The organism is Hoeflea sp. IMCC20628, assembly GCF_001011155.1.
Taxonomy (GTDB): Bacteria; Pseudomonadota; Alphaproteobacteria; order Rhizobiales; family Rhizobiaceae; genus Hoeflea.
Map to the genome: position 1 here is coordinate 1 of NZ_CP011479.1, position 22,850 is coordinate 22,850.

The 22,850-nt window shown below is 58.3% G+C and carries 16 protein-coding genes, 3 tRNA genes, 2 rRNA genes and 1 other annotated feature; of the genes, 19 read left to right on the forward strand and 2 right to left on the reverse strand.

The annotated features are described in order from the left end of the window. Window positions 1–734: a sequence feature (16S ribosomal RNA rRNA prediction is too short), on the forward strand. A 198-nt stretch (window positions 735–932) separates the two neighbouring features. The 5 genes from IMCC20628_RS00010 to IMCC20628_RS00030 all read left to right on the forward strand — a co-directional run bounded on the left by IMCC20628_RS00010 (window position 933) and on the right by IMCC20628_RS00030 (window position 5,263). Continuing rightward, window positions 933–1,009 (forward strand) — tRNA-Ile (locus tag IMCC20628_RS00010). Between the two features lie 149 nt (window positions 1,010–1,158). Then, window positions 1,159–1,234, forward strand: a tRNA-Ala gene (locus IMCC20628_RS00015). Between the two features lie 632 nt (window positions 1,235–1,866). After that, window positions 1,867–4,738 (forward strand): 23S ribosomal RNA (locus tag IMCC20628_RS00020). A 222-nt stretch (window positions 4,739–4,960) separates the two neighbouring features. Further along, window positions 4,961–5,075, forward strand: a 5S ribosomal RNA gene (gene rrf, locus IMCC20628_RS00025). A gap of 111 nt (window positions 5,076–5,186) precedes the next feature. Continuing rightward, window positions 5,187–5,263: transfer RNA gene (locus tag IMCC20628_RS00030), tRNA-Met, on the forward strand. A gap of 395 nt (window positions 5,264–5,658) precedes the next feature. Here the strand turns inward: IMCC20628_RS00030 and IMCC20628_RS00035 are convergent. Beyond that, the gene (locus IMCC20628_RS00035) at window positions 5,659–6,561 is read right to left on the reverse strand and encodes a LysR family transcriptional regulator (protein ID WP_047028487.1); all 903 of its coding nucleotides are present in this window, start codon (window positions 6,559–6,561) and stop codon (window positions 5,659–5,661) included. Between the two features lie 120 nt (window positions 6,562–6,681). Between IMCC20628_RS00035 and IMCC20628_RS00040 the strand changes: the two genes are divergently transcribed. The 5 genes from IMCC20628_RS00040 to IMCC20628_RS00060 are packed head-to-tail and all read left to right on the forward strand — an operon-like array spanning window position 6,682 to window position 10,941. Beyond that, entirely contained in the window at window positions 6,682–7,458 is a 777-nt protein-coding gene (locus IMCC20628_RS00040; protein WP_047028488.1) for a 5-oxoprolinase subunit PxpA, read from the forward strand. Between the two features lie 25 nt (window positions 7,459–7,483). Next, window positions 7,484–7,720, forward strand: coding sequence for an acetyl-CoA carboxylase (locus tag IMCC20628_RS00045; protein ID WP_047028489.1), 237 nt, complete (start codon window positions 7,484–7,486; stop codon window positions 7,718–7,720). Between the two features lie 2 nt (window positions 7,721–7,722). Then, a complete protein-coding gene (locus tag IMCC20628_RS00050) occupies window positions 7,723–9,108 on the forward strand; it encodes an acetyl-CoA carboxylase biotin carboxylase subunit (RefSeq protein ID WP_047028490.1) in 1,386 nt (461 codons plus the stop codon). Then, on the forward strand, window positions 9,105–9,980 hold the full coding sequence (locus IMCC20628_RS00055) for a carboxyltransferase domain-containing protein (protein WP_047028491.1): 876 nt from the start codon (window positions 9,105–9,107) through the stop codon (window positions 9,978–9,980). Before IMCC20628_RS00050 ends, IMCC20628_RS00055 begins: the two co-directional genes overlap by 4 nt. Next, entirely contained in the window at window positions 9,970–10,941 is a 972-nt protein-coding gene (locus IMCC20628_RS00060; protein ID WP_047028492.1) for a biotin-dependent carboxyltransferase family protein, read from the forward strand. Before IMCC20628_RS00055 ends, IMCC20628_RS00060 begins: the two co-directional genes overlap by 11 nt. Before the next feature lie 32 nt (window positions 10,942–10,973). Here the strand turns inward: IMCC20628_RS00060 and IMCC20628_RS00065 are convergent, their stop codons facing one another. After that, window positions 10,974–11,936 carry a helix-turn-helix domain-containing protein gene (locus tag IMCC20628_RS00065; RefSeq protein WP_047028493.1) on the reverse strand — a complete coding sequence of 321 codons (963 nt, stop codon included), beginning with the start codon at window positions 11,934–11,936 and terminating at the stop codon, window positions 10,974–10,976. A gap of 216 nt (window positions 11,937–12,152) precedes the next feature. Between IMCC20628_RS00065 and IMCC20628_RS00070 the strand changes: the two genes are divergently transcribed. From IMCC20628_RS00070 to IMCC20628_RS00110, 9 genes are all read left to right on the forward strand, one after another. Beyond that, window positions 12,153–13,907, forward strand: coding sequence for a hydantoinase B/oxoprolinase family protein (locus IMCC20628_RS00070; protein ID WP_047028494.1), 1,755 nt, complete (start codon window positions 12,153–12,155; stop codon window positions 13,905–13,907). Window positions 13,908–13,929: 22 nt separating this feature from the next. Continuing rightward, window positions 13,930–16,008: a hydantoinase/oxoprolinase family protein gene (locus IMCC20628_RS00075; RefSeq protein ID WP_047032117.1), complete on the forward strand. Its 2,079-nt coding sequence runs from the start codon at window positions 13,930–13,932 to the stop codon at window positions 16,006–16,008. Window positions 16,009–16,058: 50 nt separating this feature from the next. After that, window positions 16,059–17,294: a signal peptide prediction gene (locus IMCC20628_RS00080; protein ID WP_047028495.1), complete on the forward strand. Its 1,236-nt coding sequence runs from the start codon at window positions 16,059–16,061 to the stop codon at window positions 17,292–17,294. Then, on the forward strand, window positions 17,291–18,277 hold the full coding sequence (locus IMCC20628_RS00085) for a GntR family transcriptional regulator (RefSeq protein WP_047028496.1): 987 nt from the start codon (window positions 17,291–17,293) through the stop codon (window positions 18,275–18,277). Before IMCC20628_RS00080 ends, IMCC20628_RS00085 begins: the two co-directional genes overlap by 4 nt. A gap of 258 nt (window positions 18,278–18,535) precedes the next feature. Further along, window positions 18,536–19,618 (forward strand): ABC transporter ATP-binding protein, encoded by a 1,083-nt coding sequence (locus tag IMCC20628_RS00090; RefSeq protein WP_047028497.1) that lies wholly within the window; start codon window positions 18,536–18,538, stop codon window positions 19,616–19,618. Beyond that, window positions 19,615–20,487 (forward strand): ABC transporter permease, encoded by an 873-nt coding sequence (locus IMCC20628_RS00095; RefSeq protein WP_047028498.1) that lies wholly within the window; start codon window positions 19,615–19,617, stop codon window positions 20,485–20,487. The genes IMCC20628_RS00090 and IMCC20628_RS00095 overlap by 4 nt, the downstream gene beginning before the upstream one ends. A 2-nt stretch (window positions 20,488–20,489) precedes the next feature. Then, window positions 20,490–21,341, forward strand: coding sequence for an ABC transporter permease (locus IMCC20628_RS00100; RefSeq protein ID WP_047028499.1), 852 nt, complete (start codon window positions 20,490–20,492; stop codon window positions 21,339–21,341). Then, complete coding sequence (locus IMCC20628_RS00105; protein ID WP_047028500.1) at window positions 21,338–22,060, forward strand: 3-oxoacyl-ACP reductase family protein; 723 nt, start codon at window positions 21,338–21,340, stop codon at window positions 22,058–22,060. The genes IMCC20628_RS00100 and IMCC20628_RS00105 overlap by 4 nt, the downstream gene beginning before the upstream one ends. Further along, window positions 22,057–22,812: an SDR family NAD(P)-dependent oxidoreductase gene (locus IMCC20628_RS00110; protein ID WP_047028501.1), complete on the forward strand. Its 756-nt coding sequence runs from the start codon at window positions 22,057–22,059 to the stop codon at window positions 22,810–22,812. Before IMCC20628_RS00105 ends, IMCC20628_RS00110 begins: the two co-directional genes overlap by 4 nt. Window positions 22,813–22,850 lie beyond the last annotated feature (38 nt).

Sequence of the window (22,850 nt, forward strand, 5' to 3'; positions counted from 1 at the left end):
AAACGATGAATGTTAGCCGTCGGGCAGTTTACTGTTCGGTGGCGCAGCTAACGCATTAAACATTCCGCCTGGGGAGTACGGTCGCAAGATTAAAACTCAAAGGAATTGACGGGGGGCCCGCACAAGCGGTGTGAGCATGTGGTTTAATTCGAAGCAACGCGCAGAACCTTACCAGCCCTTGACATCCCGATCGCGGTTTCCAGAGATGGATTCCTTCAGTTCGGCTGGATCGGTGACAGGTGCTGCATGGCTGTCGTCAGCTCGTGTCGTGACGATGTTGGTTAAGTCCCGCAACGAGCGCAACCTTCGCCCTTAGTTGCCAGCATTAAGTTGGGCACTCTAAGGGGACTGCCGGTGATAAGCCGCGAGGAAGGTGAAGATGACGTCAAGTCCTCATGGCCCTTACGGGCTGGGCTACACACGTGCTACAATGGTGGTGACAGTGGGCAGCGAGACGGCAACGTCGAGCTAATCTCCAAAAACCATCTCAGTTCGGATTGGGGTCTGCAACTCGACCCCATGAAGTTGGAATCGCTAGTAATCGCGGATCAGCATGCCGCGGTGAATACGTTCCCGGCCTTGTACACACCGCCCGTCACACCATGGGAGTTGGTTCTACCCGAAGGCGATGCGCTAACCCGCAAGGGAGGCAGTCGACCACGGTAGGGTCAGCGACTGGGGTGAAGTCGTAACAAGGTAGCCGTAGGGGAACCTGCGGCTGGATCACCTCCTTTCTAAGGAAGCGGTTTTTGTCAGCTCTGTTTCGACAGAGAGATGTAAAAACCTCTTGTTAGAACACGGACTGGAAAGTCATTCCGGTCCACACTAGACTAGTCGGCCGCCGTCTACGTTTCTCTTTCTTCAAGGATGACGAACCACGCCTACTGGCACTCCGGCAGGTACGGGGCGGGCCCGCGGGCATTCCGTGGTCCGGGCCCGTAGCTCAGTTGGTTAGAGCGCACCCCTGATAAGGGTGAGGTCGGTAGTTCGAATCTACCCGGGCCCACCAAGCTCAACTTGCCTTAGGCAGGATGAGCGAGGCGGCAGACAAGCTTGCGCAAGCAAGCGACGTCGAGAGCCTCCGGATGTGGTTTGAATGTGGTTTAGATATGGATCCGGGTTTGAGCTTGAGGTGTTTTTGACGCCTTGCTCGGCTTCGGGGCTTTAGCTCAGCTGGGAGAGCACCTGCTTTGCAAGCAGGGGGTCATCGGTTCGATCCCGATAAGCTCCACCATCTTCGTTGATTTGGCAGACCTTGCTTGATCGCTTTGCGATCAAGGGTGTCAAATTGATCTGATGGTCTGGTTCAGCTATTTCCATTGCGTCATCCTTGCAAGAAAAAACACAAATTGCGTGAGCTTAGGTCTCTCGCCTGTTCTGATACATCGTAAAGAGAAGATATTGTCTGGAGGCTTCCAGGTGTGACCACTTAGGTGTTCATGTTCGAGCCCGGACCCGTTTGAATCCTGTTGATTGCCTAGCCGGCTCGACACGGGATGAGGGTCTGGAGCAAGATAGGTAAGCCTGTCAGATGGGTTGTCTGGTATTTGAAGCTTGCTTCGGATGACAGATGATCTGATTGGCGTTGCCTGACCGCGCGTCACCGGACAAATCTCGAGAAGCTGGTCTTAAGGACCCATGCCTGATGAACGCCGGCGCGTTTGTCACCATAGGCAGGGTCCGAACACGTCGATGACATCTGACATAACCAGGGCTGTAAAAGGTAGCTTTGGTTTTTTGAGTGGCTTTGACCCTTGCAAGGGTCTGGGCCATTCGGTGTTTCCATGCATTTGGAAGCAGGATTGACCTGGCAAGCCGCAAGGTTTGTGAGGGAAGTCAAATGGGATGGGCATTGGCAATGAGAATGATCAAGCGTTATAAGGGCATTCGGTGGATGCCTTGGCATGCACAGGCGATGGAAGGACGTGATACGCTGCGATAAGCCACGGGGAGCTGCGAATAAGCTTTGATCCGTGGATTTCCGAATGGGGAAACCCACCTTAGATGCCTAGAAAATCATTATAGTTGCCGGTTTAGCTGGTGCTGACCGCTCACGCGGAATGCATTGGCCGGTCATGTGAAGCTTGCTTCATGTGGTCAAGCTGTCGACTGCAATGGTTTCTAGGTATCGTTACAAGGTATCTTATCCTGAATACATAGGGGTAAGAAGCGAACGCGGGGAACTGAAACATCTAAGTACCCGTAGGAAAGGACATCAACCGAGACTCCGTCAGTAGCGGCGAGCGAACGCGGACCAGGCCAGTGGCATTGGTAAGTAAAGTGGAATGATCTGGAAAGGTCGGCCGTAGCGGGTGATAGCCCCGTACACGTAATCCTTATCATTGTCCTAGAGTAAGGCGGGACACGTGAAATCCTGTCTGAACGTGGGGGGACCACCCTCCAAGCCTAAGTACTCGTGCATGACCGATAGCGAACAAGTACCGTGAGGGAAAGGTGAAAAGCACCCCGACAAGGGGAGTGAAATAGTTCCTGAAACCGGATGCCTACAAGCAGTCGGAGCCCGCAAGGGTGACGGCGTACCTTTTGTATAATGGGTCAACGACTTAGTGCAGCTAGCAAGCTTAAGCCGATAGGTGTAGGCGCAGCGAAAGCGAGTCTTAATAGGGCGTTAGTTTGTTGCATTAGACCCGAAACCGAGTGATCTAGCCATGAGCAGGTTGAAGGTTGGGTAACACCAACTGGAGGACCGAACCCATATCTGTTGCAATAGATCGGGATGACTTGTGGTTAGGGGTGAAAGGCCAATCAAACTCGGAGATAGCTGGTTCTCCGCGAAAACTATTTAGGTAGTGCGTCGATCGAATACCCTCGGGGGTAGAGCACTGGATGGGCTATGGGGACTCACCGTCTTACTGATCCTAACCAAACTCCGAATACCGAGGAGTACTAATCGGCAGACACACGGCGGGTGCTAACGTCCGTCGTGGAAAGGGAAACAACCCTGACCTCCATCTAAGGTCCCCAAGTCATGGCTAAGTGGGAAAGGATGTGAGACTCCCAAAACAACCAGGATGTTGGCTTAGAAGCAGCCATCATTTAAAGAAAGCGTAACAGCTCACTGGTCTAATTAAGGGGTCTTGCGCCGAAAATGTACCGGGGCTAAAGCCATGCACCGAAGCTGAGGATGTGCACGCAAGTGTACGTGGTAGCGGAGCGTTCTGTAAGTCTGTGAAGGGAGACCCGTGAGGGCTCCTGGAGATATCAGAAGTGCGAATGTTGACATGAGTAACGATAAAGGGAGTGAGAGACTCCCTCGCCGAAAGACCAAGGGTTCCTGCTTAAAGTTAATCTGAGCAGGGTGAGCCGGCCCCTAAGGCGAGGCCGAAAGGCGTAGTCGATGGGAACCACGTTAATATTCGTGGGCCTGGTGGTAGTGACGGATCTCGTGTGTTGTATCTCCTTACTGGATTGGAGGTGCAGCGAAGAGGTTCCAGGAAATAGCTCCACCGTATAGACCGTACCCGAAACCGACACAGGTGGTCAGGTAGAGAATACCAAGGCGCTTGAGAGAACTGCGTTGAAGGAACTCGGCAAATTGCACGCGTAACTTCGGAAGAAGCGTGACCCTTTTTTACGCAAGTGAAAGAGGGTGGCACAGACCAGGGGGTAGCGACTGTTTATCAAAAACACAGGGCTCTGCGAAGTCGCAAGACGACGTATAGGGCCTGACGCCTGCCCGGTGCTGGAAGGTTAAGAGGAGAGGTGCAAGCTTTGAATCGAAGCCCCAGTAAACGGCGGCCGTAACTATAACGGTCCTAAGGTAGCGAAATTCCTTGTCGGGTAAGTTCCGACCTGCACGAATGGCGTAACGACTTCCCCGCTGTCTCCAACGCAGACTCAGTGAAATTGAATTCCCCGTGAAGATGCGGGGTTCCTGCGGTCAGACGGAAAGACCCCGTGCACCTTTACTATAGCTTTACACTGGCATTCGCCAAGGCATGTGTAGGATAGGTGGTAGGCTTTGAAGCGTGGGCGCCAGCTCGCGTGGAGCCATCCTTGAAATACCACCCTTATCTTCGTGGATGTCTAACCGCGGTCCGTTATCCGGATCCGGGACAGTGTATGGTGGGTAGTTTGACTGGGGCGGTCGCCTCCGAAAGAGTAACGGAGGCGCGCGATGGTAGGCTCAGACCGGTCGGAAATCGGTCGTCGAGTGCAATGGCATAAGCCTGCCTGACTGCGAGACTGACAAGTCGAGCAGAGACGAAAGTCGGTCATAGTGATCCGGTGGTCCCGCGTGGAAGGGCCATCGCTCAACGGATAAAAGGTACGCCGGGGATAACAGGCTGATGACCCCCAAGAGTCCATATCGACGGGGTTGTTTGGCACCTCGATGTCGGCTCATCGCATCCTGGGGCTGGAGCAGGTCCCAAGGGTTTGGCTGTTCGCCAATTAAAGCGGTACGTGAGCTGGGTTCAGAACGTCGTGAGACAGTTCGGTCCCTATCTGCCGTGGGTGTAGGAATATTGATGGGATCTGTCCCTAGTACGAGAGGACCGGGATGGACGTATCTCTGGTGGACCTGTTGTCGTGCCAACGGCATAGCAGGGTAGCTATATACGGAATGGATAACCGCTGAAAGCATCTAAGCGGGAAACCAACCCAAAAACGAGTATTCCCTGAGAGTCGTGGAAGACTACCACGTTGATAGGCTGGGTGTGGAAGCGCGGTAACGTGTGAAGCTTACCAGTACTAATAGCTCGATCGGCTTGATTGTTCTCATTGCTTGTGCTCATCGAACAATCTTGATGGACTTGCGCAGCTAACGCTTCGCAAAGCCACAAAGATTGCAAGGACGAGACGACGTGTTCACAAGACAAAAAGGGTTTAGCCACCCGCCAGCTTCTCATACAGTTTACTGATGTGTTCCATTCGCGTGGGGCATGGTCAGCCAGGACGTCTAACCGTCCCGGCCAGTAAGCATGTTGCGCTTTGCCGACCTGGTGGTTATGGCGGGGCGGCTGCACCCGTTCCCATTCCGAACACGGCCGTGAAACGCCCCAGCGCCGATGGTACTTCGTCTTAAGACGCGGGAGAGTAGGTCGCTGCCAGGTCTGCAAATCGCAACATTCATCTTCTCATTTACGAAAATTGGAACACCGCGGGTCGCACGTCGCGGCCCGTTTTTGCTTTTATGCCTCAAGCATACTACGCTTGAGGCCTGTCGCGGGGTGGAGCAGCCCGGTAGCTCGTCAGGCTCATAACCTGAAGGTCGCAGGTTCAAATCCTGCCCCCGCAACCAAATTCCCAAACAACATGAAATGCATAAACAACGCCCCCAGGGGCGTTCTTGGCGTTTGGTGACGTAAGATAAGTGTCACCAGCGGCTCCGGTCACGTAGCAAGATAGCCCTCGGCGGTCTTCGCCAATCGCTGGCCTGCTCCGCTGAAGCGATCAAGGTTCACTGAGGAACGGATCGTTCATTGCCCGGCAGGCGATTGCGCAGCAATCTGTCGAGAACTGGGGCCATGACATGGAGGGATAGATTCGGCGGGCGCCTGCATCGAAACCCTGTCCCTTCGAGTCTGTCGCCCCATGAAGAGAGCCAGTTCATTGCAGACGGCATCTAGTTCCGAGGATGGATTCAGTAGACAAGTTCATAGGCCGAGTAGCCGTCCGATTCTGCCATATCGAGCATCAGGGCTGATAGCGTGGTGACAGAAATGCATTGGTGAAATAGTCCTGCACCGTCATCGCCGGGGGCGAGAGAGTGGATGATTTGCGTGTCGCGAGGCCCACATCCATCGTCGGAATTTCGATGTCGGTGGCAACTGTCTCGATTCGGCGCCCCTCCAGCGACCATGGGCGATAGACCATGTCCGAGAGGATCGTCACACCCTGGGCGTTGGCCACCAGCGAGCGAACCGCCTCGACCGAAGAGGTGCGCAGCTTGACGTTGGGCTGCTGGTTGTTGGCGTTCCAGTATTTCATCGCGCTGTGGGCGGCTTCGTCCACTGTCAGCATGATGTAGGGTTGCTTGGCGATTTCACGCAACGGGGTTTTCTGCGCCTTGGAGAAGGGGTGCCCCGCAGGCACCCACAGGCGGCGCGGTGATCTTAAAAGGGTCTGGGTTTCGATGTCGGGCGATTCGATGTTAGAGGTCAGCACCACCGCCATGTCGATCCGCGAGGTCAGCAATTCCTCTTCGATGCTGTGCCGGTTCATCTCGTGGATCTTGATCTCGATGCCGGGATAGAGCTGCGATATGCGATCAAGATGGTAGGGCAGGAAATAACCCAGAACGGTATAGGTGGCAGCGAGGGAAATGACCCCGCTGACTTCGGAATGGCGTGGCTGGAGGTTTTGGGCAGCTTCGATCTTCTCGAGGATTTCACGCGCCGAGGCCAGGAATTCGCGACCCTGGTCGGTGATTTCCATGCCCTGCGCGGTGCGCACAAAAAGCGCCGCTCCAAGGATGGCTTCGAGCTCGCGCACGGCGCTGGTGACGGCCGATTGCGAGATCGACAGGGCCTTGGCGGCACGGCTGACCTGTCCGGTTTCTGCTGTTGCGACAAAGTATTTCAAGTGTTTGAAATTCATGCGTCGGAGCCCCGGCCAGCTAGCATTATCTGATTTACTGATATTGTACGTGCATAAAAATGAAATACCAATTTCGTGTGGATCGGTCAAACTGTGCCAAACGGCCAGGAGACATTGACTATGAAAGATATGATCGATCTGAATTGTGACATGGGGGAGGGCTTCGGCCAGTGGACCCTTGGCGATGCGCCCGATGCCGAAATCATGAAGATCATCAGCTCGGCCAATATCGCTGCCGGGTTTCACGCCGGTGATCCCAATTCGATGGACCGGGTGGTCAAACTGGCACAATCGCATGGCGTCGGGCTGGGCGCCCATCCCGGCTATGCCGATCTGCGCGGTTTCGGGCGTCGTTACATCAAGATGGATGCGGCCGAACTGGTCAACGACATCCTCTATCAGATCGGCGCGATCCGGGAGTTCGGCCGTCGCTACGGCGCACCATTGCAGCACGTCAAGCTTCACGGTGCGCTGTATATGGAGGCAGCCGTCAATGAGGGGCTGTCGGAGATGCTGGTCGACACCTTGCGCGTCACCGCTCCCGAGGCCATGCTGTTCTGCATGGGGATTTCCAAGACCTATGCGGCCGCGCAGCGTGCCGGTCATCCGGCGGTGCGCGAATTTTATGCCGACCGCGACTACGACAACAGCGGCTCCATCGTGTTTGCCCGCCAGGTGGCGCGGCCTGACCCTGCAAAGATTGCCGCCAAATGCGTCAAGGCCTGCAAGACCGGTATGGTCACCACCGTTGAAGGCGACGAATTGGAGATCGAATTTGAATCGATCTGCTTTCACTCCGACACGCCGGGGGCGCTCGACATGGGCAAGGCCATTCGCGCAGGCCTGACCGACAGCGGTATCAAGATTGCCTCCCCAGTATATAGCGCCAGCGCCTAACACCGGAACCAGAAGGAACGTCACCATGTCGCAGATTCTCTCGCCCCTGCCGGGCACATTCTACACCCAGCCTTCACCCGAAGAGCCCGTCTACAAAGCCGAAGGCGATGCGGTGGCCGTTGGCGACACCATCGGGCTGGTCGAGGTCATGAAGACCTTTATCGAGATCAAATCCGAAGTGGCAGGCACTTTCGCTTCCTATTCACTTGAAAGCGGGGCCGCAGTCACGGCGGGGCAGGTTCTTGCCGAGTTGGCGGATTGACCATGCAGATCAAGCGGCTTTTTATTGCCAACCGGGGCGAAATCGCGGTGCGGATCATCCGCGCAGCGCAAGCGATGGGGATCACCACCATTCAGGCCTATTCCGAGGCTGACAGTGACATGCTGGCGGTGCGTCTGGCCGATGAATCCATATGCATCGGGCCACCGCCTGCGGCAAAGTCCTATCTCAACATAGCCGCCATTGTTGAAGCAGCAACCCAGGGCAAGGCAGATGCCGTGCATCCGGGCTATGGTTTTCTGGCAGAAAACGCCGGTTTTGTCCGGGCTGTCGAGGCCGCAGGGATGCTGTTTGTCGGCCCCTCGGCGGACACGATCGACCGCATGGGTGACAAGGTTGCCGCACGCCAGGCGGCCGAAGCCGCCGGGGTTCCGGTGGTTCCCGGCTCGAAGGGACGTCTGGATGCGGTCGAGGATGCCATAAGCATCGCCGCAGAGATCGGCTATCCGGTGATGATCAAGGCCGCAGCGGGGGGTGGGGGCAAGGGTATCCGCATCGCCCAGAGCGAAGAGGAGTTGCGCAAGATGGCGCCGCAGGCGCAGGCCGAGGCGGCGGCGTCCTTTGGTGATGGCGGGCTCTATCTTGAGCGCGCGATCCAGTCGCCGCGCCATATCGAGGTGCAGATTCTGGGTGATGGCGAACGCGCCGTGCACTGCTATGAGCGCGAATGTTCGATGCAGCGCCGTCGCCAGAAGGTCTGGGAAGAAGCCGGCGCTGAATGCCTCAGCGAAGAGACCCGCAGCAAACTGTGCCAGACGGCGGTCGCTTTGGCCGAGGCGGTTGGCTATGTCGGCGCCGGCACGCTCGAATACCTCTATGACAGCGTCACCACCGAGTTCTATTTCATCGAGATGAACACGCGCATTCAGGTCGAGCATCCGGTGACCGAAATGCTCACCGGCATTGATCTGGTGCAGGAGATGATCCGGGTTTCGGCGGGTGAAAAGCTCTCCATGACCCAGGATCAGATCACCCGTACTGGCCACGCCATCGAGGTGCGCATCAACGCCGAAGACCCGCTGATGCAGTTCATGCCCTGGCCCGGACAGGTTACGGCTTTGCAGATCCCTGAAGGCGACGGCATCCGCTTTGATCACTTCCTCTATGAGGGCTATCAGATTCCGCCGTTCTACGATTCTCTGATCGGCAAACTGATCGTGCATGGAAAAGACCGGCAAGATGCGATTGCGTTGCTCAAGAGCGCGCTCAAGGAGCTTCGGATCGAGGGGGTCAAGACCACGATCCCGCTGCATCTGGCGCTTGTCGATGACAGCCAGGTCCTCGCTGACGACTTCCACACTCAATGGCTCGAGCCATGGCTTGCCCGGGGCAACCTGACCGCTCAGACGCAAAAAGGAGAGATCCAGTGAAAACACGCTACACCTATGGCGGTGACGAACACATCTATGTCGAGATGGATGACGAGATGTCGCTCGACGCGTTCTTCAAATCGCTTTCAATGAGCAATGCGGTGCGCGAGGCCAATATCGATGGCGTCACCGAGATCTGCCCGGCCAATGCATCGTTCCAGGTGCGCTTCGATCCGGACGTGATTGCGCCCGAAGAGATGATGCGCCGTGTTCAGGAGCTCGAACACAAGGCCGACGATGCCGAAAAACAGATGGCGACCCGGATCGTCGAAATCCCGGTCTACTATCAGGACCCCTGGACCCACGAGACCCTGATGCGGTTTCGCGAACGGCATCAGGATCCGAGCGGGACAGATCTGGACTATGCGGCCCGGATCAACGGTTTTGACAGCGCCGAGGGGTTTATCGAGGCGCATCATTCCCAGCCATGGTTCGTGTCCATGGTGGGGTTCGTTGCAGGGCTGCCGTTCCTCTACCAACTGGTCGAGCGCGACAAGCAGCTCCAGGTGCCGAAGTACCTGCGGCCCAGAACGGACACGCCCAAGCAGACAGTGGGTTATGGCGGGTGTTTCTCGTGCATCTATTCGGTGCGCGGCGCCGGTGGCTATCAGATGTTCGGTATCACGCCGATGCCGATCTTCGATCCCGAACAAAAGGTCGGATATCTCCAGGATTTCATGGTGTTCTTCAAACCAGGTGACATCGTCAAGTTCAAACCCATCGACCGCGAGGAATACGACCGCATCCTTGCTGCTGTCGAAGCGGGCACCTATGCGCCGCGCATAGCCGAGGTCGATTTCGATCTTGATGCCTTTAACGCCGACATGGTCGGAACCAATCGCAAACTGATGGAGGCCCTCAATGTCGCTTAAGATTGTGAACCCAGGTCTGTCCACGTCGATCCAGGATCTGGGGCGTCCTGGTTATTTCCACCTTGGCATCCCCATGGGCGGAGCCATGGATCGCTTCGCCCTGCGCGCGGCGAACATGCTGGTGGGCAACCCCGAAGGTGCTGCGGGTCTTGAAGCCGTGTTCATGGGGCCGGTGATCGAGTTTGACAAGACTGCACTGGTTGCGGTCACCGGCGCCGATCTGCCGGTCAAGGTTGATGGAGAGCCCCGCGCTGGCTGGACCGCCTTCATCGTCAAGGCAGGCCAGACGCTGAGCTTTGATTTCCTCAAATCCGGAGCGCGTGCCTATATTGCCATCAGCGGCGGCATCGATACGCCCGAGGCTTTGGGTAGCCGCTCCACCTATCCCATCGGAGCGCTGGGCGGCATCAACGGCCGCAACATTCAGGCAGGCGATGTGCTGCCGATCGGTGAGGGGGACATGATCGAAGAGGGCCAGAGCGTCCCTGTCGAGATGCGCCGCCTGCCTGGGACACCGGCAGAGCTACGGGTGCTGCCGGGGCTTTACTGGCACCGTTTGACCGAAGCTGCCCAGGATGGCTTTTTCGAAGATGACTGGGCTGTGGCGCTTGAGGCTGACCGCATGGGCTATCGCTTCAAGGGCGGTCGCCCGCTCGAGTTCGTTGCGCGTGAGCAACCCTTCGGCGCAGGTGCCGACCCTTCCAACATCGTTGACGGGTGCTACTCCTACGGCTCCATTCAGGTGCCGGGCGGGCTTGAGCCGATCGTGCTGCATCGCGACGCGGTCTCGGGTGGCGGTTATTTCACGTTAGGCGCCATCATCTCGGCCGACATGGATCTCATCGGGCAGTTGCAGCCGCACACGCCGGTGAAATTCAAAAAGGTCGAAATGGCTGAGGCCACCGCTGCGCGAAAGGCCCGAAAGAAGATGCTGTCGGATATCCGGGCGCATCTCGGCTGAACTTTGGAAAAAGGTAGCGGTGACAAACGCCGCTACCTTCTCTCACCAGCACGGTAGGCGGATGGCGTGGTGCCGAACCTCGCCTTGAACAGGCGCGAGAAATTTGCCTGATCGGGAAAGCCGAAGCGATAGGCAATGTCGGACATCGGTGCCGTGACACCAAGCGCCAGCTGATCGCGCGCAGCCATCAGCCGGTCATCACGGATTTTCTGTGACACGGTGGCATTCTTGCTGCGGTAAAGGTCGTGCAGATAACGCTTGGAAATGCCACAGGCGGCGGCAATCATCTCGGGCGATAGCTCAGGGTCTTCCAGGTGCGCGTGGATGAAACGGTCGGTCCGTTCCAGATGCGCGATGCGGACGGCTGATGCCGCCGTGTCGCCCGAAGGGGCGTCATCAGTCAGCGCCAGCGCCAGGAATTCCAGCAGCTGCCGGCCCAGCGTCGCCTCGGCCAGATGGCCCGCGCCCTGGGCATTCTTCTGCGCGTGAACGACCATCGAAGTGAACAGTCTGGCGGATCCTCGGGTTGCGTCAAAGGCGCGGGCGCAAAATCTGTCAGGATGGTGGACCCGGTCGCCCAAATCCGATTTGCTCACCTTGAGCACGAACAAATCATTGGGCCGCTCATATTTGAACAGATAGGGCTCGTCGCCGCGCTCGATGATAAAGCCGCCCGGCTCACAGCGCACCTCCTTGCCCATCTGGCAAAATTCCACGGCGGAAGCCTTTGGAATGGTCACCAGGTATTTTTCCTCGCTGGCTTCCTTGATGTGGGACTGGCGGCGTTCATACTGCACCGGTTCCGAGGTCAGCCGCGACAGGCCCACACTGCCCAGTCCAAGGTGACTGAGCCTGCCATTGAAACGCAAGGGGTCTCGAAATTGCAGGTTGAGCGGGAAATAGGCGTCAGCGATGATCGCGCCCCAATGACTGGCGCGCTCTGGCCGTGGTGTTTGCGCGGTCGAATATCGCGCGGCGACATCGCTCTCTGACATGATCACCGGACTCCCAAGCTGCGAGTAGAGCAGCTTGGTTGGCGTTTGCCAAAAGGTTTTTGCGGCTGTGCACTCAGCGACAAATTATTGTGCACCCAGCGACAAGACAGAACACCGTTTTGTCACCAGCATCACCGGCAATGGAGCCCGTCTGTGCCGTTGAAAGGTGCGGGCCGTATCCAATCCCGACGTCGCAGATCGCAAAGGATATTTCTTATGGCGCAGACAAATGTGGACCCGATTACCCTTTCAGTCGTGCGTGGCGTTTTGGAAACCACCCAGCGCGAAATGACCATGACGCTTGAGAAAACCGCGCGCTCGTCAGTTTTCAATCTGGCGCATGATTATTCGACCGCACTTTTCAACCACACCCCAGAGATGATCCTGCAAGGCCAGGACATCCCCATTCACCTGGGTTCCCTGATCCCGGCGATGAAGGCGGTGAACGGTTTCTTTGAAGGCGAGATCCACGAGGGCGACCTGTTCCTGCACAATGATCCCGAATATGCCGGCAGCCATATCATCGATACCTGCATGTATTATCCGGTGTTCTACAAGGGCGAGCTGGTGTTCTGGGCCGTGTGCAAGGGCCACCTGACCGACATTGGCGGCCCGGTGCCGGCTGGCTACAATCCCGACGCCAAGGAAATTTTTGCAGAAGGTCTGCGCATCCCCCCGATCAAGATCTGGGACAAGGGGGTGCCACGCCATGACATCCTCAACATGCTCCTGACCAACATGCGGGCCCGCCGGGATCAGGAAGGCGATTTCAACGCCCTGATCGGCGCCTGTCAGGTCGGCGCGCGGGCGCTGATCGCGCTGCTCGACAAATACGGCAAGGAGGTCGTGCAGGATTGTATCGAAGAGCTGTTGAAAATGGCCAACCGCCACATGAACAGCCTGATCGCACAAGTGCCTGACGGATCTTACACCGGCACCGCGATCCTCGAGGATGCAGGCCACGGCTTTGGTGATTTCGAGATAACCGCGAATGTCACGATCACTGGCGAAAGCTGCCATATCGAAATTTCAAGCCCGCCGCAGATCCCCTATTTCATCAATTCCTACGAGGGCAATTCCTACTCGGGCGTCTATCTGGGGCTGATGATGTTTGCGCAATTGCCGCCGCCTTACAATGAGGGGCTCTACCGCAACGTCACTGTCAACATGGGTCCCAAGGGAACCCTGTGCAATGCGAAATCTCCCGCACCACACATGAACTGCACCACCACTCCGATGGAGACGCTGACCGATGCGGTGCGGCTGGCGTTTGAGCAGGCAGCGCCCGACAAGGTCTCGGCCAGCTGGGGCCATGCCAATGGCTGCAACATCGCCGGCTGGGACACCCGCCATGACGAGGAATATGTGACCATGGTGCTGGCGTCGATCATCTCCGGTGCAGGGGCCACCCATTCGCAGGACGGCTGGCATGCCTGCGGTCCGGAATGTTGTTTCGGAGCTTTGACGTCCGGCGATATCGAGATGCTTGAGCACAGCTATCCAATCATCATCCACCAATATGGCTTGATGGAAGACAGCGGCGGTGCTGGCCGGTTCCGCGGTGGGTCGGGCACCTGTTGGGAGGTCGAGCCGCTGGATTCGCCGATGACGCTGATCACCTTTGGCGAGGGACGCCGGATTCCGGCAATGGGGGCTGGCGGCGCCAAATCCGTGATGGTCGACAAGAAGGTCGGCCGTCTGGAACTGACGCGCAATGGCGCCACCGAAATCATTACCGACAATGTGATCGAAACGATCCAGCCCGGCCAACGGGCGGCCAACAAGAATCCTGGCGGCGGCGGCTTCGGCAATGCCTTTGAACGCGAGATCGCCAGCGTGGTCGAAGATGTCCGCAACGGTCTGGTTTCTGTCGACGGCGCGCGGCTCGATTACGGTGTCATCATCACCGATCGCGCGACGCTGAGCATTGATGAAGCCGCAACCCGCGCCGCCCGTGCAGCCGCAGCCTGAACCAGACGAAGAGGACAAGAACATGCGAACCAAATATCGTTTGGGCATTGATGCCGGCGGCACTTTCACCGATTTCATTCTGGCCGATCGCGACGGGACGGTAAGCCTGTTCAAGGTGCTGTCGACCCCGAATGAACCGACGCTGGCGATCAAGAACGGACTGGCGCTGATCGCCGAGGAGACCGGCGTGTCGGCGGAGGAGATCGTTTCCAATTCCGATCTGTGCATCAATGGCACCACGGTGGGGCTGAATGCGCTGATTACCCATAACGGGGCCAAAACCGGGTTGATCTGCACACGGGGCCATCAGGATTCCATCGAGATCCGTCTCGGTCACAAGGAAGACGGCTACCGCTATGACCCCGATTATCCTCCGGCAACCATGCTGGTGCCGCGCCATCTGCGCAGGCCGGTGTCCGAGCGGGTGATCTCCAATGGCACGGTCTATACGCCGATGAACGAGCAGGACGTTCGCGATGCCTGTAGCTATTTTATCAAGGAAGGCGTCGAGTCCGTTGCTATTTCCTTTGTCTGGTCGGTGCTGCACCCCGCGCACGAGAACCGCGCCGCCGAGATCGTGCGCGAAATGATGCCGGATGTGCGCTTGACCGTCGGCGCGCAGCTTTATCCGCAGGTGCGTGAATACACCCGCACCTCGACCGCGATCGTCAATGCCTATCTCGCGCCGATCCTGCAACGCTATGTCGATGCGATCGATGCTTATTTTCAGGGGTTGGGATCGAAGAACCCGGTGCGCTATTTCCAGTCGAACGGCGGCCTGGCGCTGGGCCGGGTGGTGTCGAACCAGTCGGTCTACGCCATCAATTCCGGCCCCGCATCGGCCCCGCAGGCTGCACTGGATATCGCGGCCCCCTGGGGCGACAAGAACATCATCACTTGCGATATGGGCGGAACATCCTTCGACATCACGCTGACCAAGGATGGCAAGGCCAACGTCAACAAGAATATTGATTTCCTGCGCTACCGGATCGGCATCCCGATGATCCAGGTAGAGACCCTGGGCGCCGGCGGCGGCTCCATCGGCTGGATTGACAGTATGGGGCTGATGCAGATGGGGCCGCAATCTGCTGGCGCAGAGCCGGGGCCTGCCTGTTACGGGCAGGGCGGCGACAACCCGACAACAACCGATGCGAACCTGACGCTGGGTTATCTCAATGCCGATGGTCTGGTGGGTGGCAGACTGCCGCTGGACACAGGACTTGCGCGCAAGGCAATCCAGACCAAGCTGGCCGACCCGCTTGGACTGAGCCTTGAGAAAGCCGCCTATGGCATGTTCACCATCGTCAACAACAACATGGTCAACGCCATTCGCCGGGTGTCGGTCGAACGGGGCTATGACCCGCGCGATTTCGTGCTGATGGCGGCCGGCGGTGCAACGGCGGCGCATATCACGGCGCTGGCTCGCGAGATGGGGATCCGCAAGGTTCTGATCTCGAAACTGGCTTCCGGGCTGTGCGCCTATGGGCAGATCATTTCGGACGTGAAGTACAACTACATGGCGCCCGCCCCGATCCGTCTGGATGCCGAGGGATCGGGAGTGCAGCTTAATGATCTGTTCACCGGGCTCGAGGCGCGCGGTGCCGAGGATCTCTCCGGTGACGGTTTTGCCGACAAGGACATCTCGATCAGCCGCAGCCTCGACATGCGCTATGTCGGTCAGGTGCATGAATGCACCGTGGAGATCGAGAATTTCGAGATCACCCAGTCCTCGCTGGAGCAGATCAAGACTGCGTTTCATGCCCGGCACCGGGAGCTTTACACCTATGATGAGCTGCATAATCCGGTCGAGGTGGTCAATGTCGAAAGCACGATCGTCGGCCATGTCGCCAAACCGACCCGGATGAAGATCGCGGCGGGCAGGGGAGCTGACGCCAGCCTGAAGGGACACCGCGACATGGTGTTCTCGATCGAGGGGCAATTGCAGTCCACTCCGGTCTATGACGGGACCGGGCTGGGTGCGGGCGATCACATCGATGGCCCTGCGGTCATCGAAGAGGTGACGACCACGATTGTGATCGAGCCGGGCTGGCAGGTTGACCTCCACGAGACGGGTGTTTACGTTCTGACGGCGCAGGCATAACGTGCGCTGTGGTATGGTAAAATCGCCGCAGCCCTGACAGGATCACACCTATGTCCAGCAGCCCCGAAATCCTGTCAGAACCCGCATCTCCGGCAATTGTGCAACGGCGGGTGCTGAGGGTGCGGGGGACAGCCGTGACCTTGCTTGAGCAGGTGCGCGAGCAGGCGGTTGCGGATTTGCAGTTCGACATTGAATATGAGTCGCTCGACTTTCTGACCTGCCAGCACAAGGCGGCGATGGACCCTGAAAATTACGATGTCTATGAGCAGTGTTTCCACAATCTGGACATCGTCTGGTACTGGGGTGCCTTGCAACCGATCGACACCCAGCGGATCGCCGAATGGGACAGGATCGGTGATCTGGCCAAGACCGGCGGCATCTCCAAATACATGTGGCCGGGCTACGGCGACGCACCGGTGCGCAAGCTCTATGTGCAACCGGACGGCATGCTGGGCCAGCAGCAGATGCGCCACATCAGCATGTTGCCCACCGCGCACAATGTGGATTCCTTCGGTTATGACACCCGCGTCTTCGGCGACCTCGGGCCCGAGGGCGCGAGTTGGTCGTGGTTGCTTGATCCGCGGGCAAAGGGTCGCATCGCGCTGGTGGACGAACCGGCTATTGGCCTTTTCGATGCGGCGCTGGCCGCCGAAGCTACGGGAGACCTGAGCTTCGAGGATATCGGCAACATGACGATCGATGAGATTGATCAGCTGATGGGGCTGCTGGACCTGCTGCGGCAGCAGGGGTTCTTCTGCGCTTCCTGGGTCAATGCCGAGGATGCGGAGGCGCTTTTGCGCGAAGACCGGGTTTCGGTGCAAAGCATGTGGGCGCCTTCCTACGGGAACCTTGGCGCGATGTCGGACTATTTCGTCGAGGCGTCACCGCGCGAAGGCTACAGGGCGTGGCATGGTGGCGGGTCTTTGTCGCGCCATTTGTCCGGGGCCAAGCTGGACATGGCCTATGAGTATCTCAACTGGTGGCTGACAGGCCCGGCAGGCGCGGTGATGGCGCGGCAGGGCTACTACATGACCGTCCCTGAACGCGTGCGGGAGAGCCTTTCGCCGGAGGAATGGGAGTATTGGTACGAAGGCGCGCCAGCAGGCTGCGACCTGAGCGGGCCGTCAGGCAATAAGGTGGTAAAGGCAGGCGCCCGGCGCCCGGGCGGATCTTACCGCGAACGGATCAGTCGCATCTCCGTGTGGAACACTGTCATGGATGAATATAACTACGCGGCGCGGGCCTGGAACCGGTTCATACGCTCGGTGAACGAGGGTGCCGCATGACCAAGCCATTGACACCTCTGGCACAGGAGCCGCTCTATGAGCTGATCACGCAGGTCCTGCGGCGCAATATTCTGGACGGTCATCTGCCGCCCGGTCTGGTGTTGCTCGAGGGGCCGATCTCGAAGCGGATGAAGACAAGCCGGGTGCCGGTGCAAGCCGCGCTGCGGCAACTTAGTGATGAATCCCTGATCCAGCGGTTCCGGGGCCGGGGCTATCTGGTGGGTTCGGCAACGGAACAACTGACGCCGCTGCGCCGCAACATCGAAGAGTTCGAGCTTGATATCCCCGAACTGCTCAACACCGCGCTACAGGTGCGTGGCACCTGGATGCATGTGTATGACCGGATCGAAGGCGAGGTTGCTGCCTGCCAGATCTTTGGTGAATTCCGGGTCATCGAAACGGAGCTGGCCGAGTATCTCGGCGTCAGCCGAACGGTGGCGCGTGATGTGTTGAGCCGGCTGAATGAACGTGGACTGGTGCGCAAGGGGGCCCAGTCACCTTGGCTGGCGGGCCCGCTGACAGCCAGAGTCATCCGCGAAAAGTTTCAGCTGCGTGGCATCGTCGAGCCCGCCGCATTGCGTCTTGCCGCCGACCATATTGATCCCGACCAGATCATGATGATCCGCAAGCACATTGATACCGGCGACAAACTGCACTGGGAGACACTGGAAAATGCGTTGATGCAGCATTGCCTGGAGCGGGCTCCCAATGCCGCGCTGGTCGACATGATCCGCAACAACCGTCTGCTGTTGTCCTCGGTGGATCGCGCTCTGAACGGCCTGGGCCTGCCGCCTGATGATGTGGCCCTGGCAAACTACAGGACGCTTTTTGATCTCATCGGCTTGCGTCAGATTGATGCGGCGGCGGAGTACCTCAGGGAGCACTTGCGGATCATCGCGCTCAAGAGCCTGGCGCGGCTCAAGATTGTTGCTCTGGTTCCAGAGAGGGATTCAATGCCGAGGTATCTCGTACCTGTCGAATAAATGAATAATGGATGCAATGATCATTTAATACGGGGTCTTAGCTTCCCTAATTGATGAATTCATGTGCGTATTGTCCAAATTTTTGGCGACGTAGAAAAATAGTTGAATTTTTAATTAGACATTTTATACGATATGCGTTTCTATCTATCGCAAGGGAACAAAAAAGGTAAAGTCGCTTCCAATCACTGTTTTTGATTTGGACAAAGCGCATACAGGGAGTCGCCAAATGCAGCCTTCGGGCGGCGGGTGAAGTAGCAGATGAAGCAGACGGATTGTACATTTCGGCTGGAAGGTGTGTCGCGGCGCTATGGCGCAGTGACGGCACTGGACGGGATCAATTTCGAGGCCGGACGGAACGAGTACATTTCGCTGCTTGGGCCGTCGGGGTCAGGCAAGACCAGCCTTTTGCGTGTCATTGCCGGTTTTGAAAAGCCCGACAGCGGGCGCGTCTGGTTTCAGGGCCGTGACATCACCGATGTCGCCGCGCACGAACGCGGCATCGGCTTCGTGTTTCAGAATTTCGCCCTTTTTCCGCATCTCACCGTGTTCGAGAACGTTGCATTCGGACTGCGCAACGGCACCAAGACCGTTCCCGAGGACGAGATCAATTCGCGCGTCAAGGAAGCCGTCGAGATGGTTGGTCTCGCCGGGCTTGAGGATCGCGCAACCGAACAGATTTCCGGTGGCCAGAAGCAGCGCGTCGCCCTGGCGCGCACCCTGGTCATGCAGCCGAGCCTGGTTTTGCTGGACGAGCCGCTCGGGGCGCTGGACGCGAACCTGCGCGACCGGATGCAGACAGAATTGCGCGCCATTCGCGAAAAGCTCGACATTACGTTTCTGCATGTAACCGGCAGTGAAACCGAAGCCCTTGCGATGGGTGACACTGTTGCGGTGCTGGATTCGGGAAAAATCATTCAGGCGGGGACCTCGTCGGAGATCTACGATGCCCCGGCCAGCCCCGATGTCGCGCTGTTTCTCAACCGGTTCAACCTGTTTGACGGCAAGCTCAAGCAAGGGTCGTTCGAAGGACCGTTTGGCGCCGCTGCGACACCCTCGGCGCGCAAGTCGCCACGCGATGTCTACGCGATCCGCTATGACCGGGTGCAGGTGTATGCCGAAGGCGAAGCGCATCCCGGGCCGACATTGAAGGCTCGCTACCTGACCAGCGAATATCTCGGTTCATCCGTGATGTATTTCTTTGAAGCGACAGGCGGCAAGATCGTCGAAGTCGAGCACCATCTCAGCTTTGGCGACCCGCAAGAGTACAAGGTCGGACAGAACTACATTCTGTCCTGGGACCCTGCGCATGCCATCGTTTTCGGACAGGAGGGCACCCAATGAGCACCGCACCCGCAAACAGCGGACCGCTGAAATCAGCGACGCCGTGGTTGATCGCGCCCGGAGTGGTCTGGATGACCCTGTTCCTGGTCGCGCCGATCGTGATGATCATCTATGTGTCCTTCTGGACGCAAAGCACTTTCTCCATCGACTCGACGCTGACCCTGGCCAGCTGGAAGAATTTTTTCAGCTCGGAGGCCTATGTCGGCGCGCTCTGGACAACCATTCGCCTCTGGCTGATCGTGCTGTTCCTGACCTTCATCATCGGCTATCCGGCAGCGCTTTATGTCGGCCTGCTGGTCAAAAGCAAAACCGTTTCGACCATTTTGCTGGTGCTTTGCGTCATTCCTTTCTGGACCTCCTTCCTGATCCGCGTGCTGGCCTGGCGGCCGATGCTGGGCAAGGAAGGTGCGATTAATATCATCCTGATGAAGGTCGGCATCATAACCCAGCCGATCGAGGTGTTGCTGTTCTCGGAACTGTCGGTGGTGATCGGCATGACGCAGATCTATGTGGTGTTCATGGTCGGCCCCATCGCCTTCATGCTGGGCCGCATCGATCGCAACATCATTGAGGCAGCACGTGATCTCGGCGCCGGCTTCGGGCGGATTTTCTGGAAGATCATACTGCCGCTGAGCCTTCCCGGCGTTGTTGTCGGCGCGATCTTTGTCAGCGTCATGGTGCTGGGCGAATTCGCCACATCCGGTGCGCTTTCGGGCCGCAAGGTCAACTTGCTGGGCAATGTCATCGTCACACAGGTGGGCTCGCTCAAATGGGCAATGGCATCCGTGGTGGGTGTGATCCTGACTGTCCTGCTTGGAATTGTTGTCGCCGGTTTCCTGCGCATCGTTGATCTGAAGCGGGAGCTGTAAAGATGGAATCCAAGGTCCTCAAACCCATCCTCGCCGTCTATATCGGCTTGTTCCTGCTTTTCCTTTACGGCCCCTTCTTCGTGCTCGGCACCCTGTCCTTCCAGCAGGGTCCGGAAGGTGGGCCGCAGTTCCCGATCATCGAATGGTCAACCTACTGGTACAAGCATCTCTTCGGCCTGGTGCCGCCGTCGCGCATCGCACCACTGCCTGTGGGGCAGGCGCTGCTCCGCTCGTTGACGCTGGCGTTCATGACCATGGTCACCGCCACCGTTCTGGGCGTGATGGCAGCCCAGGCTTTCCGCAAGCGGTTTCGCGGCGCTGGCGTTGTCTTCTACCTGATCGTTCTGGGCATGATGGTGCCCGGCGTTCTGACCGGACTTGGCACTTCGCTGCTGGCCAACAACGTGCTCGGCATCGAGCGGCATTGGTGGTCAACCGCATTTGTCGCCCACGTCGTTTACACCTTTCCTTTCGCCTTCCTGGTGATGCTGGCGATCCTCAACCGGTTCGACGGCTCGGTCGAGGAAGCGTCGTGGTCGCTGGGCGTGTCGCCGATGCGTACTTTCCGCAAGGTGACGTTCCCGCTGATCTTCCCCGGCGTTCTGTCGGCCATGCTCTTTGCCTTCACGCTGAGCTTTGACGAATTCCCGCGGACGCTGTTTGCCTCGGGCCGGGATCAGACCCTGCCGCTGGCGATCTACGGCACCTTTTCGGTCGAGATCCATCCCAACATCTTTGCCTTCGGCGTACTGACGACGCTGTTCTCCTTCGCGCTGCTTGCGGTCTACGGCATCCTGATGGGCCTGAGCGTCCGGCGGGCCAAGAAGATGGCCATGCAGGAGGACATCGCATGAGTGTCGCCATTGTCACGGGAGCCGGATCGGGCATCGGGCGGGCGATCGCGCTTCGCCTGGCCAAGGATGGCTACAAGGTGGTTGTCAACGATTTCAACCTTGACGCGGCGCAAGCCGTTGCCAGGGAAATCGGCGCCACAGCCTTCCCGGTTCAGGGCGATGTGTCCGATGAACAGGACGTGGCACGCATGGTTGAAACCTGCGTGGCGCAGTTCGGCCAGCCCACCCACCTGATCAACAACGCCGGTCATATCCATCAGGCACGTTTCACCGACATGAAGGTCAGCGATTTTGACCGCATGATCGCAGTTCATCTGCGCGGCGTTTTCCTGTGCACTCATGCGGTGCTGCCGGGAATGCTGGAACGCGGTGAAGGCGTCATCGTCAACATGGCCTCGCAACTTGGGCAGATTGGCGGCGTCGAACTTGTGCACTATTCAGCCGCCAAGGCCGGTATTATCGGCATGACCAAGGCGCTGGCGCGCGAGGTCTCCGAGCAGGGCGTGCGTGTCAACGCAGTGGCGCCAGGCCCGATCAACACGCCGCTGGTCCGCGCGCTGTCGCAGGACTGGCAGGATGCCAAGGCTGCGGAGCTGCCGCTCGGCCGCTTTGGCGAACCCGATGAAGTCGCCGGCACTGTGGCCTTCCTGTGCTCCAGCGATGCCGCATTGTTTGTCGGTCAGACCCTGAGCCCGAATTCTGGAGATGTGATGCTATGAGCGATGTTGTTCTTATTACCGGTGGCGGCATCGGCATTGGCCGCGCGACCGCATTAGCATTTGCCGCGCAGGGCGACCGGGTGGTCATCACCGATGTGCTCGAGGCCGAAGGCCGCGCCGTGGTCGCTGAAATCGAGGCAGCAGGCGGCACTGCCGAGTTCAAGTTTCTCGATGTCACCGACACGCAGCAGGCCAATGCCGTGGTTGCCGATGTCGAGGCGCGGCTGGGATCGGTGGATGTCATCGTTGCAAATGCCGGGATCGCCCACCGTGTCCCGCTGGAGGAATTGACGGACGAGAAGTGGGACCAGACCTTCGACATCGACCTGAAGGGAATGCTGCGGGTGGTTCGCCCGGCGGCAGCGGGCATGAAGGCGCGCGGCAAGGGCGCGGTGATCTGCCTGTCATCAATCATGGGTGTTGCCTATGGCTGGGACGAACATGTGCATTACTCCGCCGCGAAATCCGGCGTCGTCGGATTGGTGCGCGGGCTGGCGGTAGAGCTTGCGCGCAGTGGAATTCGCGTCAATGGCGTGGCTCCCGGTTACATCCGCACGGCACAGCTGTTGTCGGAAAAGCATTCGCTTGGCCCCGTCGCCGTCGAAACCGTCGGAGAGATCATCCCGCTTGGCCGCGTCGGTCAGCCGGATGACATCGCCGATGTCATCGTCTTTCTCGCCTCCAAAGGGGCGCGATATCTGACAGGACAAGTGATTACCGTTGATGGTGGCCTTTTGGTTGGACGCTACTGACGACGGAGGGCCGCACAACGGCTCTGAGCGACAAGACG